General features: G+C 68.4%; 11 protein-coding genes. 10 read left to right on the forward strand and 1 reads right to left on the reverse strand.

From position 1 onward, the window contains the following. Nucleotides 1–112: 112 nt before the first annotated feature. Complete coding sequence (locus FHU30_RS45235) at nucleotides 113–2,128, forward strand: ATP-binding protein (protein WP_301324568.1); 2,016 nt, start codon at nucleotides 113–115, stop codon at nucleotides 2,126–2,128. Between the two features lie 13 nt (nucleotides 2,129–2,141). Here FHU30_RS45235 and FHU30_RS45240 read toward each other — a convergent pair whose 3' ends face one another. Further along, the gene (locus tag FHU30_RS45240; protein ID WP_504928397.1) at nucleotides 2,142–2,993 is read right to left on the reverse strand and encodes a DUF72 domain-containing protein; all 852 of its coding nucleotides are present in this window, start codon (nucleotides 2,991–2,993) and stop codon (nucleotides 2,142–2,144) included. A 217-nt stretch (nucleotides 2,994–3,210) separates the two neighbouring features. Here FHU30_RS45240 and FHU30_RS45245 point away from each other — a divergent pair, with 217 nt between their 5' ends. From FHU30_RS45245 to FHU30_RS45285, 9 genes are all read left to right on the forward strand, one after another. Then, nucleotides 3,211–4,362, forward strand: a complete 1,152-nt coding sequence (locus FHU30_RS45245; protein ID WP_253883909.1) for a hypothetical protein — start codon at nucleotides 3,211–3,213, stop codon at nucleotides 4,360–4,362. A gap of 60 nt (nucleotides 4,363–4,422) precedes the next feature. Then, nucleotides 4,423–5,331, forward strand: coding sequence for a TIGR03854 family LLM class F420-dependent oxidoreductase (locus tag FHU30_RS45250; protein ID WP_253883910.1), 909 nt, complete (start codon nucleotides 4,423–4,425; stop codon nucleotides 5,329–5,331). A gap of 54 nt (nucleotides 5,332–5,385) precedes the next feature. Beyond that, a complete protein-coding gene (locus tag FHU30_RS45255; protein ID WP_253879857.1) occupies nucleotides 5,386–5,901 on the forward strand; it encodes a winged helix-turn-helix domain-containing protein in 516 nt (171 codons plus the stop codon). Beyond that, nucleotides 5,898–6,473: an IS630 family transposase gene (locus FHU30_RS45260; protein WP_253879859.1), complete on the forward strand. Its 576-nt coding sequence runs from the start codon at nucleotides 5,898–5,900 to the stop codon at nucleotides 6,471–6,473. Before FHU30_RS45255 ends, FHU30_RS45260 begins: the two co-directional genes overlap by 4 nt. Nucleotides 6,474–7,660: 1,187 nt before the next feature. Then, entirely contained in the window at nucleotides 7,661–8,122 is a 462-nt protein-coding gene (locus FHU30_RS45265; RefSeq protein WP_253883911.1) for a MarR family winged helix-turn-helix transcriptional regulator, read from the forward strand. A 1,383-nt stretch (nucleotides 8,123–9,505) separates the two neighbouring features. After that, nucleotides 9,506–10,629, forward strand: a protein-coding gene (locus tag FHU30_RS45270) for an IS3 family transposase (RefSeq protein WP_372503897.1) whose coding sequence is annotated in 2 segments (ribosomal slippage) — nucleotides 9,506–9,725 and nucleotides 9,725–10,629 — 1,125 coding nt in all. Because the reading frame shifts where the segments join, the coding sequence is not laid out codon by codon here. A gap of 837 nt (nucleotides 10,630–11,466) precedes the next feature. Beyond that, nucleotides 11,467–12,051, forward strand: a complete 585-nt coding sequence (locus tag FHU30_RS45275) for a hydrolase (RefSeq protein WP_253883912.1) — start codon at nucleotides 11,467–11,469, stop codon at nucleotides 12,049–12,051. Nucleotides 12,052–12,358: 307 nt separating this feature from the next. Beyond that, nucleotides 12,359–12,538, forward strand: coding sequence for a hypothetical protein (locus FHU30_RS45280; RefSeq protein ID WP_253883913.1), 180 nt, complete (start codon nucleotides 12,359–12,361; stop codon nucleotides 12,536–12,538). Between the two features lie 1,296 nt (nucleotides 12,539–13,834). After that, nucleotides 13,835–14,500: a hypothetical protein gene (locus tag FHU30_RS45285; RefSeq protein WP_253883914.1), complete on the forward strand. Its 666-nt coding sequence runs from the start codon at nucleotides 13,835–13,837 to the stop codon at nucleotides 14,498–14,500. Nucleotides 14,501–14,513: the final 13 nt, after the last annotated feature.

Consider the following 14,513-nt stretch of genomic DNA (forward strand, 5'->3'; position numbering starts at 1 on the left):
GGTAGGTAGTGCGGACGGGCTGAGGGGCGTAGGTAGCGCGAGTGGTTTGGGCCTGCTGCGGGGTGGGGCGGGGAGCGGGGACGTTTCTGGTGGGTCCTGGTTTGTTGGGGAATTGCCGCCGCTTCGGCAGCTTCCCGCTGATCTGCGCGACTTCACCGGCCGTGGTGCCGAGGGTGAAACCATTGCGAGCCTGCTGCGGAAGTCGGCGCACGTTCCGCCGATCGTGCATGTGATGGGGCCGCCGGGAGTCGGCAAGACGGCGCTCGCGCTGCATGTTGCGCACCAGGTGGAGGACGCGTTTCCGGACGGGCAGATCCACGTTCAGCTCGCGGGCGCGTCGATGGTTCCGCGTGAGGTCGTGGCCGTGCTGGGCGAGGTGCTGCGGACGCTCGGCGTCCGGCCGGAGGACATGCCCGACGGCCTGGCCGAGCGGGCCGCCGCCTACCGGTCGCGGCTGGCCGGGCGGCGGGTGCTGATCTTCGCCGACGACGCGGCGGACGCGGCGCAGGTCGGGCCGCTGGTGCCGGGTGAGCCGGGCAGTGCGCTGCTGGTCACCAGCCGGTCCCGGCACCTCGGGCTGGACGGCGCGCACAATGTGGACATCCGTCCGATGTCATCCGAAGAGGGTGTCGCACTGCTCGCCGAGATCGTCGGGGAGGCGCGCGTGGCGGCGGAGCGTCCGGCCGCCGATGCGATCGTGGCGGCCTGCGACGGGTTCCCGCTCGCGCTGCGGATCGCCGGGGCGCGGCTTGTGGCCCGTCCGTCCTGGCCCCTGGCGCATCTCGCGAGCCTCCTGGACGGGCCCGGACGCCTTGACCACATGGTCGCGGGGGACACGGCCGTCCGTGCTCACATCGAGGCCGGTTATGCCGCTTTGGACGAACGAGCACAGCAGGCGTTCCGGATGCTGGCGCTCGCGGGCCCGCACTCGTTCGCGTCGTGGGTCGCGGACGTCCTGCTCGACACGGCCGACGCGAGCGACGTCCTCTCCGAACTGGTGGACCGCTGCCTGCTCACCGCCTGCGGCGTGGACCGGATCGGCCAGCCCCGGTACCGGATGCACGATCTGATGCGCGAGTTCGCAACTGAGCGTTTGCGCGACGATCCGAACACCGAACCCGCGCTTGAGCGTTTGATCGTCGCGTGGCTCGAACTTTCGGACGCCGCCGACGACCGCGCTCCGCGCGACCCGTACTTCCCCGCGCCAGCGCGCTTTCGGCGCCGCGCGGTGGTCGGCGCCGACCTCATCGGACGCCTCGTCGCGCCGGACCCGGCCGCGTGGATCGAGAGCGAGATGCCGAACCTGCGGACGATCGTGGAGGTCGCCTGCGCCGCCAACCGGCACCGGCTCGCGACCGGGATCGTCATGCGGCTCGCCGCCCACGCGCACCTGCACCGCCAGCACTTCGAGGTCGAGTACCTGTGGCGGTTCGTCGCGCGCGCCGCCACCGAGGCCGGGGACGCCGGAACCGCCGCCTACGCCCGCTTCCGAGGCGCCGCCGTCGTCGCGGCCGACCAGGGGCGGCACGCCGACGCCGTCCCGATGGCGGACGAGGCGGTCGAGGTGTTCGAACGATCAGAGAACTACCGGGACCTCTCCCGCGTGCTCGGCCTGCGTGCCTACTGCCGGCAGGAGCTCGACCATCCCGAGGAGGCCCTCCGCGACGCCGAACGCGGCCTTGCGCTGGCCGAACAGACCGGCGAGCGGCACGCCGAGCTGAGCTGCCTGCGTGTCCTCGGCCTCTGCTTCAGCAAGCTGGGCGATCACGAACGAGCAGTCGACGCGTGCGAACGAGCATTGGCGATCGGACGTGAACTAGGCGAACCCGCCTTCCAGGGGATCGCCCTGGTCAGCCTCGTCCGGGTCTACCAGGGGGCTGGACTCTACGATCGGATCCCGGCCCTCTGCGAGGAGGGGCTGGCGCTGATGCGAAGCATCGACCACGTCCTGGGCGCGGCGTTGTTCCACGAACAGTGGGGCTACGCCCACCAGGGCCTGGGCGAGCACGCCCAGGCCGTCGCCAGACTCCGCCTGGCCATCGATCTGTTCGCCTCGCAGAAGGCAGCCCTTTCCGAAGCCACGTGCCGAGAAAACCTCGCCAAGAGCCTCCGGGCCTTGCCGCCCTGATTCGCTGCATCGTTCAGAAAAGCGTCGGTGGCTCGGCGGGAAGAGGCGTGGGGAGAGGCTCCAGTTCGGGGACTTGGACGCTCACTTCTTCGTGGAAGCGGCGGGCGAGGGTAGGGGCTTCGGCATTGTCAGGCGTATGGATGAAAACGGTGGGGGAGCGCCCTTCGCGTAGCCAGGCTGCCGTGACGTCCACCCAATACTTCCAGCCCTCGACCGTCCGGGACACATCGTCGCGGCCCAGATAGCGGACGATCGGACGGTCCGTCAGCGCGCGCGAGCGACGCGGGAGCCGCGGCTTCTTCATCCAGGCGTCGCGCTCGGCGTCGCTGGTGGGCGGGCTGGCGAACATGGTGACCGTGTCGAAAGGCACCCATTCGGCGTTCACGCCGGCAAGGACGCGTTCGAGCATTCGCTCGGCCCGCTCGTCCTCGAAGAATGAGCGGTGCCGGACCTCGACCGCCAGCCGATGGGACTGCGGCAGGCGGCGCAGGAATGACGCCAGCGTGCCCAGATCGTTCGGCCCGAATGAGCCGGGCAACTGCACCCACAATGCGTGCGCGCGAGGCCCGAGCGGCTCCATGGCCGTGAGGAATGCGCGCAGCTCGTCCTCGCCGCCGACGAGGCGATGCTCGTGGGTGACCGTCTTGGGCAGCTTCACCACGAGGCGGAAGTCCGGCGACGTCTGCTCGGCCCAAGAGGCGACGGTCTCGACGGACGGCGTCGCGTAGAAGGTCGTGTTTCCCTCAACGGCATTGCACCACGATGCGTAAGCGTGCAAACGCTCATGCGGCGGTAGCGGATGCGGGATCAACCGTCCTCTCCATGACGCAAGAGACCACATCGCACATCCCACATGAAGCCGCATGCGCACGACCGTATCCGAGCGCAGACATGCCTCGGGCACGCCCTCAAAGGCGGGGCGGAGAGCGGCGCGGCGGGTGCGGTCCTGATGCGGGACGTTCGGGTGGTGGAGTTGGACGGCAGAGTGCGTCAGGGTGGCCACGAACGGTCACCGGCGGCTGCGGGGACGGGCTGGACGGTATAGATCGTTTCGGGCGGCGGTGTGGTGGAGAGGACGTGACGTGAAGTTCAGGGGTTTCGGGACGGGATTGGCGCTTACCGCGACGGGGTTGGCGCTTGCCGGGACGACGGCGGCCGTTCTCGGGAGCACGGCGGACGCGGCGTCGGCCGAACGCGCCGGGTTCGCCGGACGGACCGTGTCCGCGGCGGCGAGTTGTTCCGGAAGTAGCCATTGCTATGCCATTGACAGTGCCTCGCCGCGTCCTCGTTTGACGGCCGCCAGCGCCGATATCAAGGTCGACTGCCTGAGCGTTGCCAACACCGCGACGCAATTCGCGAACTATGAGATGTGGGTGAAGACCAATACGCCCAAGGTCTCCTTCGACACCTGGGTGGAGATCGGTATGACTTCCGGAACTCTTCAGGGCGGATATCGGGGCCTGCTCTGGTACTGGGCGGACAAGCGGCCGAACAACAGCTACTACGAGCACTACCTCGGCAAGGCGAAGGTTCGGAGGACGACGAACGTCAACGTGACATACGCCGGCGGGTCCAAGTGGAACGTGTACCTTGGCAAGGCGTACGCCGGGACGTCCAGCTCCAACGGGGTCAACGGGCTCAGCGTCGACACCGGCGCCGAGACCACCACCACGCGGACGACAGTGAACGGGTCGTCCGGCAATTTTCAGTACAAGAACGGTGCCTGGCATCCCGTCACGCCCAGTGTCTATCGGTCGTCGAATTCCAAGGGCCTGTGGTCCACGTATGCGACACGAGGCTACTTCTGGGCCAACACGGGATGCGGAGGATTTGGTGCCCAGCCGGAGAAGCCCGCCCCGGACACGCCCATCCCGGCGAAGCGGAGCGCTGCGGAAAGGATGCTCGGAGAGATCGGACGTTCGGCCGCTGCCAGAACAGGCGAACGGCATCCGCAGGGGCTTTCTTACGTCAGGACGACCCGCCAGCGAGCGGCCGCAGCGACGGGAAGCCGGGTGAATTCCGACGAGGCCGTATTCGTGATTCAGTTGCGCGGAAACTTCACCGCGCCTCGGCATCCGGTGGCGGGGAAGAGCGACCGGCCGGTCACCGGACGGACCCTGACCGTCGTGGTCGATGCCGCGACCGGGCAGATCACCGACTGGGGGCTCGCGCCCGGCGCGCCCGGCGCGTCCGGCTCGTCCGCCAGCCTCGGAAGGTCGATTCCGATCGGATAAGTGAACATCCGGATTGTCCCGGATCTTGACGGTCGGCAAGGTCGGGGTTCAGATGGCGGTATGAAGATCCGTATCGGTGTCGGGCCCGTGCCCGAGCGCCTCGCCGACCCCGTCCAGGACGACCTGGTGACCGACCTGGAGGCGCGCGGGATCGACTCGTTCTGGCTGTCCGACCTGGTCTCGTCGCCGGAGACCGTGGACCCGCTGATCGGCATCGCGCACGCCGCCGGCCGCACCCGCCGGCTGAAGCTCGGCACCAGCGTCCTCGTCCTGCCCGGGCGCAACCCCGCCGTCGTCGCCGCGCAGCTCGCGAGCCTCGCCGCGCTCGCGCCCGGACGCGTCCTGCCCGTTTTCGGGGTCCGCGCGGCGCGGCCCGCCGACCGTCCGGTCTATGCGGTTTCGCGCGGCAGCCGGGCGCGGGTCTTCGAGGAGGCGGTGCGCGTGGTGCGGGCGCTGCTCACCGAGCCGGTCGTCTCCTACGCGGGCGAATTCTTCCAACTGGACGCGGCGTCCGTCGCGCCACTTCCCCCCAAACCCCTCGATCTCTGGCTCAGCGGACGTGCCCCCGCGGGCATGGACCGCGTCGGACGCCTCGGCGACGGCTGGCTCGGCAGCGCCGTCACCCCGGTCGAGGCTGGCGCGTGCCGCGCGCACATCCTCGCCGCCGCGGACCGTGCCGGACGCGCCATTGAGGACGACCATTACGGCACCTACCTGACCGTCGTCACCGAGGACGCGGACCAGCGCGCTGTCGACGCCCTCCTCGCCCGCCTGCACGAGGACCGTCCCGAGGTGGGCGACCCACGGACCCTGCTGTGCTGGGGATGGTCCGACGCCCGCGCCCAGCTCCGAAGGTTCGTGGACGTCGGCCTGTCGAAGTTCGTCATCCGCCCGGCAGGCACCGTCACCTCCCGCACAGAGTTTCTGGACGCCCTCACAGCCGAGCTGCTACCCCTCCAGAACTACTGAGGTTTTCGTTAGTTCTGTGGGTGTGAGGGGTTCTTGCGGTGTGAGTATCGTGGCGTGCCCTCCGAGTCTTCGTTGGTTGTTCCCGTGTCCTCGGCTCCGCCGCTGACCCGGCCGCAGGTTGCCGAGGCGCGGCGGATGCGTGCGGTCGAGTTGTTCGAACAGGGTGTGCGCCAGGTCGAGGTCGCGCGGATCCTGGGGGTTCATTCCGAGAGCGTGCGGCGTTGGAAGCGGCTGTGGGAACAGGGCGGGGCCGCGGCGTTGCGGCGGCGCCCGGCCAGCGGACGACCGCGCAAACTCGACGATGACCAGGTCGAACGGGTGCGGGCCGCGCTGGACCAAGGGGCCCGGGCGCATGGCTTTGAGGCCGAGGTGTGGACGCTGGAGCGGGTCGGAATGGTGGTCGAACGCATCACCGGGGTGCGGCTGGCTGCGACCTCGGTATGGCGGCTGCTGACCGTGCGGCTGGGCTGGAGCCTGCAACGTCCCGCGCGGCGGGCGGTCGAACGGGACGAGGCCGAGATCGCCCGGTGGCTCACGCATGAGTGGCCGCGGATCAAAAGGGGGCCGTGAAGAACCGGGCATGGATCGTGTTCTTCGACGAATCGGGCGTCTCGCTGCTACCCCAGGTATGCCGCACCTGGGCGCCCCGCGGCCGCACACCCATCCTGCGGCACCGGCTGAACTGGAAACGCGCCTCGATGGCCGCCGCACTCGGCTACCACGCCGCCGACGCCGACCGCGGCGCCCGGCTGTGCTTCCACCTTCAGCCGGGCAACTACGACACCGCCGCACTGATCACTGTGCTGGAGCAGGTCAAGAGGTTCTACGTCGGTGAACACGTGGTGCTGGTCTGGGACGGGCTGGCCGCACATTGGAGCCGCGCGATGCGTGCCTGGGTCGCCGACCAGCACTGGCTCACCCTGGAACGGCTGCCCGCCTACGCCCCCGAACTCAACCCGGTGGAGTTGTTGTGGTCATCGATCAAGAAACGCGAGCTGGCCAACCTCGCCGGCGACCACCTCGCCGATGTCGCCGACGCCGCCGAACGCGGCATCAACCGCGTCTGCGCCGACCAACAACTACCGCGCTCCTTCCTCACCCACACCGGACTCACCATCCACCCGCACACACCACAGAACTAACGAAAACCTCAGTAGGCTGTGTTCCAAAGTCCCGGCCCACTGCGCTCGCCTAGCGGCTCGCTCCGTGACCGCGCCTGGGCGAACGCGGCATCGCTTCGCGATCAGCGCGGTGCCGCTCGCCTCCGGCGTCGCGGCACCGCGCTGGTCACGCGTTCGCGCGCATGGCCGAGGCCACTTCGAAACAGGCCCTAATCACCCTGCCCCAAAGCCGACCAGATCGACGTGCGTAAACAGCCGCCCCGCGAATCGGCTTCTCGGCGCGTCGAGCCCCATGCATCATGGCGCGTCGAGTCCCCACGCTGCACCCTGCCTGACCGTTTTCCGATCACGTTCGCTTCCGAGGCGACTGGAATGCTCGTTCCCAGAGCGCTCGTGCACGTTCGTTCCTAGGCCAGTCGGGGGCGCTTGATTCCGTCCCAGACATCCGCGCTCGTCCCTTCCGCGCGCAGCGATGCTGATCGACTCGCTCGGTGCGCACGCCCGTCGGCCCTGCTCAGGAGGCTGGTCCGCGGCTCGGCCTGTGTTAAGCGCCGTCACGACGAGCCGAGGGCGTCTGGACGGCGAGCTGGTTGCTCGGAGAACGCAGTCGGGCAGGCGGCCAGCAGTCGAGCCGGCGGCAAGTGGACGCAACACGGGCCGTGCTCCGCGACGTGATGTGCGCTGTTTGCGCGTTTGATGCTCGTCCGCGCTCTGCCGTTGGACGCAGGTGGCCCGAGCCGCAGAGCTTGTGTGCGCCCTCCACGTGCTCGGACGTGCACGGGCGGCGTTCCGCCACTGGGCACGTGCCGTCCTGTGGTGAGACCGGACGCGATCCAGCCTGCTCATTGGCTGGGTTCCGGGGACGGAACTCCAAAGCGTCTGCACTGGCTGGGACAGGCCACCTGCTGGGACGGGCCACGGGTTGGGGTGAGCCCCGGCTTGGGGTGCGCCAAATTGGCGCGACCGACCCCTGGGGGACGGGCCACTGGCCGGGACAGGCCGCCGACTAGGGCGGGCCGTCGGCTGGGACGGGCCACTGGCTGGGGCGGGCCGTCGGCTGGGGCAGGCCGCCGCCTGGGACCAGGCCGCCGGCTGGGGCGGGCCACCTGCCGGACAGGCCAACTGGGTGGCGCGGGTCTAGGCAATTGAACAGCCTGAGCTGATCAGCCCAGGCTTGACAGGTTAGACTGTTGATATACGCTGGGGTCATGGAGAGGTCAGCTGAACAGGCTCCGGAGCAGGTGGGGGAGTCGGCCGTTCGCGCTGCCCGCGAAGTGCGGGTGGTGTTCAGTCGGCTGCGACGCCGGCTCCGCGAGATCGGCGGCGACAAGGTGCTCACGCCGTCCCAGACGTCGGTGCTGAGCAGGCTCGCCCAGCGCGAGTCGATGACGGCGAGCGAACTCGCCGTTGCCGAGGGGGTGCGGCCGCAGTCGATGGCAGCGACCCTCGCCGCGCTGGAAGGACACGGTGTGGTTCGGCGTGAAGCCGACCCAAACGACGGGCGCCGTCAGCTCGTCTCGCTCACCGACCGCGGCCTCGAATTCATCGCAGGCAGCAGGCAGGCCCGCGAGGAATGGATGGCCCGCACCCTGCAACAGGATTTCACCGAGGCCGAGCGGCAGACCCTCCTAGAAGCACTCACCCTGATGGACCGACTCGCCCAATCATGACCGGGCGGCTTGATCGCCAGGTCCAAACAACCACAACAGAACAGCGGAGTTCGAAGAGCAGGTCCGGACGCTGAAGCCGGCGCTCAACTCGAACAGGATGCATCTCCGGACGGTCGGCTTTGGACCTCGCTGGCCGTGCTTCCCGGGCCTCGCGTCCGGGCCTCGCGTCCGGGCAACGCGTCCGGGCAACGCGTCCGGGCAACGCGTCCGGGCAACGCGCCCGGGCAACGCGCCCGGGCAACGCGCCCGGGCAACGCGCCCGGGCAACGCGCCCGGGCAACGCGCCCGGGGGTGTCGGATTGTGCTGCCTGCTGAGGTGGGGTGCTTTCGAATGGTCGGGCGAGTTCGAATGAGCGTGTAGCCAGCACGCGTGTTCAAACCATCGTCATCCGACCATGTGTATTCGGTCGGGCAGGCATGGTTGTGCGTGATCGGATGCCCGGGCATGCGCTGGCGGTCGAGTAGGTAGCGACTGTGTATTCGGCCGCGTGCCGTCGAGTGTACGTGTCCGGTCATCCGTGGCGCGGACAGATGTGTTCGGGAGTGCCTGCAACCGGGCATGCGTGCTCGGACGAGCATTCCCGAGCATGTGTGCTCGGGTGGTCACAAGCGAGCAAGGGGGTTCGAATGGGTGTGGGCGAGCATTGTCGGCACGGCAATCGGGCCGCGTGGTTACGCGTCCGGCCTGTTCGTGTGGGTTCGGCTGGCTCATGTGAGCGACGCGTGCGGACGGTTCGTGGACTTAGCGAGCCAGGCCAGTGTGTTTGAGCGTGTGTGTCCGGCTGGTCGTGTCGCGACCATTCGTGTTCGGTGGGGAGGGTTGACTGGTTGAGATGCCCTGGAGTGCTGGGATCGGTGCGGGTGTGTCACCAGGTGGTGGCGAGCTCTGGCCGGGTGTCTCCCGCGCATGCGGTTGGCATCAGGGCAAATGGTCCGGCTGACGGTGGGGTCCACGGCCGGAACTGATGCTGGCCTTGCTCTCTGGCGTTGCTTTCCGGGGACGTCGATGGCTGGGCGTGGGAAACCGGGACTGGCCCTTGCGGAGTGGGGCGCTTGAGCGTGTTTGTGCGACTCGGTGCGTTTGCGTGCCGGATGCTTGAGCGAGCGTCGGCGACCACATGTGTTCGGACGCGCGCCATCGTGCATGCGTGATCGAACGGACGTATCTGAGCGGACGTGTTCGAGGGAGCGCGGCTGGGGAGGTGTGTTCGAGCATGCGTGCCCTTGGAGGGGCTGGGCGCTTCCGGTCGAGAAGGTGCGTGAGGTGCCCCGGATCTTCCGGACACGTCCATAGCTAGGATTGTGGACGAACCGGAAGGAAGGTCATTGGCAAGGCGTAAACGGCGGTACTTCTCCCAGGAGTTCAAGGACGAGGCCGTCCGGATGGTGCTGGACGGTCCGCGGCCCATCACCCATGTGGCACGAGACCTGGATGTGCACGAGACCACCCTGGGATCCTGGGTGAAGGCGTATCGGCTGACGCACGGCGCCGACACGCAGGCCGCATCGGGTCCGGGCGAGGGCAGGACCGAGCGGGAACTCCAACTCGAACGCGAGAACCGGAGGTTGCGCGAGGAGAACGCCTTCCTGAAAAAAGCCGCGGCCTTCTTCGCCAGGGAACACCCGTGACCGCCAAGTACGAGTTCATCGACGCGGAGAAGGCCAACCACAGCATTATCGATATGTGCGCCTGGCTGCATGTTTCGCGCTCGGGGTTCTACGAGTGGCGGCGGCGGCCGGCCTTGGCGACCCGCGAACGCCGCGAGCGGCTCAAGTTGATGATCGAGGCGGTCTTTGCGGCCAACCACCAGACCTATGGCTATCGGCGGGTGCATGCGGTTCTGGCTCGGTCGGGTGTTCGGGTGTCGCCGGAACTGGTCCGGCAGCTGATGCGCGAGCTGGGTCTGGAGTCGGTGCAGCCGCGGCCGTGGCGGCCGGTCACGACCCGGGCCGACGGCCCGGGCGCGGTCCCCGACCTGGTCCGCCGCGACTTCACCGCCGCCGCGCCGGGCACCAAGCTGGTCGGGGACGTCACCTACATTCCCACCTGGGAGGGCTTCGCGTATCTCGCGACGGTGATCGACTGCCACTCCAAGATGGTGGTCGGGTGGGCGATGGGCGACCATTTCAAAACCTCGCTGCTCACCGACGCCCTGGATGCGGCCGCAAGGAACATCGACATCGAGCCCGGATGTGTCTTCCACTCCGATCGCGGGTCGAATTACATGAGTGCCGAGTTCGGTCGGCACCTGGCCGGGCATGGAATGCGCCGGTCGGTGGGCCGGACGGGCGTATGTTGGGATAATGCCTTGGCCGAGTCGTTTTTCGGGGCGTTGAAGAACGAGTGGCTGAACCGTATGGTATTTGCCACGCGCGCGAAGGCCCGCCGGGCGTGCATGCGCTACATCGAGGGCTTCTATAATCGACGCAGGCTACATTCCGCGAACGGGTACCGGACCCCATGGGAGGTCCACAACGAGTACCTGGACCGGCAGCAAGCCGCGTAGATCACCCATCAAGCAGGTGTCCGGAAAACGCGAGGCCCCTCAGCGGCTGGGGCGGCGAATCTGGCGGGTGCAGCTGGTCAGGGAAGTGCTGTGCGGAGCCTTGCCTGGGCGAGCCTGGGCAGGTGGGCGCGTCGGGGTGCTTTGAGCGAGGCCGGGGCGGTGCCTTGGGCGGAACCGGCCGCGCTCCACCTGCCCAGGCTCACTCAGTCAGGCAAGTTCAAATCCGGCTCAGGACCCGATCCTGGCCGTCCCAGGCCCCGCCCGGTTTGGAGCGCGGCGGGGTGTCTTGGGCGGGGCCGAGGTGGCGCCTTGGGCGGAACCGGGCGGGGTCTGAGTCGGCCCTGATAAGGCCCGGAGGCGGGTTTGACCCTGTCTGGAATGGCCCTGACCTGGCCTTCAGTCGGCTTTGAGCTGGCCCTGATTCGGATCTGAGTCGGGTTCGAGCCGGGTTTGAACAGGGCCAGGTGGGGTCGTGACTTGAGTGAGTTCCTGGCGTGGAGAGCGGGGCCGGAGGGCTGAGCTGGTGCGTTCGTGTGGGTGTTCAGGGTGGGTTCGCGGAGGTCCCCCCAGGGTGGTGTGTCGAGGTGGGGGTGTAGTGCGGAGGCAGAGGGATGTCGTGGGGAGCGGAGGGGCGTGCGGGGCGGTGGGGGTGTGCGGAGCGGTGGGGGTGTGCGGAACGAGCGCGTCTGTGCGGAACGAGCGCGTCTGGTGAGGGTGTGGCGCGGGGTGAGGGTGTGGTGCGGGGTGAGGGGTGAGGGGGTGTGGTGTGGGGATGGCCCGGGCGGGTGGCTCGGGGTGGTGTTCGGCTGAACGTTTTGATGGACAAGGAGTTTGGTAATGGCCGTTAGCAAGCTTGATGAGCGCACTGCGCTGGTTCTGGTCGATCTGCAGCAGGGGATCGTCAATTCTCCGACCGTTCCGTTCACGGGGCCGGAGGTCGTTGGTCGCTCGGCTGAGCTGGCCGCGGCGTTCCGGGAGAAGGGTCTACCGGTCGTCCTCGTCAATGTGTCGTTCGCGCCGGATGGCGCGGATGCGCCGACCGGGCGCACCGAGGTCGGTCTGCCGGGCGGCACCGTTCCGCCGGCGGGCTGGGACCGGATCGTGGACGAGGTGGATCCGCAACTGTCCGACATCCGCGTCACCAAGCGCAACTGGGGCGCGTTCTATGGCACCGATCTCGACCTCCAGCTACGCCGACGCGGCGTCACTCAGATCGTGCTCGGCGGTGTTGCCACGAGCATCGGCGTCGAGTCCACCGCACGTGCCGCGTATGAACACGGGTACAACGTCACGCTCGTGACCGACGCGATGGCCGACCGGACGGTCGAGTCGCACGAGCACAGCCTTACGAAGATCTTTCCGCGGCTGGGTGAGATCGGGAGCACCGCCGAAATCCTTGGGATGCTTGCTGGTTCTCGCTGATTTGAAAGTGGTTGGGCTGGCCTCCGCCATCCGGGGGTCGTCCGATTCGTCCTTGATGTCCCCGCGCGAATCGATCGATGCGGGAAGGCGGGCTCGTTCTCGGATGCGCTGGAGGTCGACCTTGGCGGGGAGCTTTGTGCGCTGTTACTGAGGTTGGAGCTGCGGACGGCGCCGTTGGCGGGGGCGCGATGCGGGATGTGGCGGTGACGACTTCCGCGGGGCTCACCCGAAACTGTGGCGGAGGCTCGGCGCTGCTCGACCGTCCCGAGCCCGGCCGTGGGCTCATGCGCACCCCGCGATAGCCAAAGTGGCGACCTATGACGTCAGGGTGACCTGCGACGTCAGGGTGACCTGCGACGTCAGGGTGACCCGCGACGTCAAGGTGACCCGCGATGTCAGGGTGATCTGCGATGTCGGGTTGACCTGCGACTGCTCACCGCGACTGCTCACCGCGACTGCTCGCATCGCGACCGTTCGCATCGTGTGACCGCACGTGTCGGGGCTGCTGGTGTCGCAACCGCTCGTGTTGTCACTGGTGGTGTTGCAACTGGGGGTGCTGCGGGCGCTGGTGTTGCGACTGGTTGTCTTGTAGGTGCCGATTTGTCCCGAATTGGGTGACTTCTGGGGTCCTGAGCAGCCGTTGCGGCGGCGGGTTGCGGGGCGCAAAGGCGAGTCCGGCTCTGGCCGGGTGCTGGGCGGCCTGTCTGTGGGGCAGGGCGGCGCGGTCGCGGTGGTCGTTACGGACGGTTACATGATCGATGAGACAGTGCGGATTCTCGGGGTACACCGAAGGCACGGTGTCACGTTCCAGAGCCCGTGCGCTTGAGAAACTCGCGCACTGTCGGCCGCATGCGGAGCTGTGACTCATATCGCCCATTTTGGGTCACACAGAATCGTCCGTCACCCCGTTCACCGGACGATCACGGGTCGCGTCAGGCGGCCCGTCCGGAAAAGGGGAAATCCAATGCACGACGAACATCTCGACCGGAAAGGCCGTACCAGCCTCGCCAGCCCCAGCGGCCCCGCTCGCACCTCAAACCACCCGAGCGGATGCCAGGCCGCCCGCGCCGACTGCGGCGCTGAGACCGACGGCGCCGCCAAGCCCACTCTCAACGCCGGTGCCGTCGGCGCCGCCCGTCCCACCTACGTGGTCCGGGTCCCGCGTCGTGCTGGCTCGGTGAGCGCAGAGCGGGCCCCGAACATTGATGCCGACGACGCGGTTTGTGGCTCTTGCGCTGTCGGTGCTCCCGGCATCGACGTTGGTGCCGTTGACACTGCTTGCGCGGTTGGCGGCGCTGGGGCCGGCTGTGTCTGCGCCCATGGGTGGGTGGCTCAGGCGGCCTGCGGTGACCTCGGTGTGGGGGCTGCTGACGCTGTTGGTCACGACGGTGACGTTCGTGTCCAGCACCACGTCGGTGCGGTCGGCCCTGACCGTACCGCCGACACGGCCGACTTGGGTTGCGGAGTTGGCGCAGTCAGCGCTGCGAGCGGTTCTGGCCGCAGTGATCGCGGTGTCGGTGGCGCTGGTGGCGCTGGGGCGGAGGGGGGTCTTGCTGGTGATGAGGACGGACGGGGTGGTCGCGGGCGGTGGGGGTTGCGGCTGTTGGTGTTTGGGGTTGCGGGGGCGTTGGCCGTGGCCGGTGGGACGGGGGCGTATGGGGGTGGTGGATCGTCTCGGCAAGCGGTGCGTTCTGCTGAGGTGGGGGGTGCTGCGCCTGCCTGGAGTGCTCGGGAGCAGGTGATTGCGCGTGCGAACCTCTGGCATCCGCACACGTCGAAGCGCGTGCGGTACAGCATGGAGGGCGTCCATGCCGGCCACCGCACGGACTGCAGCGGGTACGCGGCCATGGCGCTGGGGTTCGCGCCGCGAGGGCTGCGTGATCCCAACACCACGGCGCTGAACTCGTCGTCCTACAGCTCGCCGGTCGAGATGAGTCAACTCCTCCGGGGGGACCTGATCATCGATCCGAGCGGGCCCCGGCACATCGGGCATGTAGTGATCTTCGAGGCGTGGGCGAATGCGCGGCGCAGCTCCTACTGGGCGTACGAGCAGCGCGGCGGGTACGGCACCGACCATCGCGTCCTGGCCTATGGACTCCGGGCTGGAAGCCGCTTCCATGGGCGCCGTCCGAACCGCGTTGGGGGCGGGGGCGCGGGGAGCGGCAAGCGCAATGTCGTGACGTTCGCGAACGCCACCGGGTACGCGTCCACCAGCGAGGGCAGCACTGCCGAGGGCGTGCTGAGCAAGGGACGGAATTACGTCTACTGCCGCAGGTGGGGTGACATCACGAAGGTCGGCTCGTCCTACAACCACTACTGGCTGTGGACGGATCTCGACCGCGTCTATGCGGGGAGGCACGGTCGCGCCTGGGTGTCGGCCTACTACCTCGGCCCCCAGGGCGACGACAAGGCGAATGACGTGATCGGCGTTCCGATTCCTGAATGCTGATCGGGGCGGGACG

Origin of the sequence: Actinomadura rupiterrae (genome assembly GCF_024172125.1) — a bacterium.
Lineage (GTDB): Bacteria > Actinomycetota > Actinomycetes > Streptosporangiales > Streptosporangiaceae > Spirillospora > Spirillospora rupiterrae.

Coding starts and splice junctions, on each gene's coding strand:
- FHU30_RS45265 (WP_253883911.1), top strand. CDS start 7,661: ATGGAGAGGTCAGCTGAACAGGCTCCGGAGCAGGTGGGGGAGTCGGCC.
- FHU30_RS45275 (WP_253883912.1), top strand. CDS start 11,467: ATGGCCGTTAGCAAGCTTGATGAGCGCACTGCGCTGGTTCTGGTCGAT.
- FHU30_RS45240 (WP_504928397.1), bottom strand. CDS start 2,993: ATGCGGCTTCATGTGGGATGTGCGATGTGGTCTCTTGCGTCATGGAGA.
- FHU30_RS45250 (WP_253883910.1), top strand. CDS start 4,423: ATGAAGATCCGTATCGGTGTCGGGCCCGTGCCCGAGCGCCTCGCCGAC.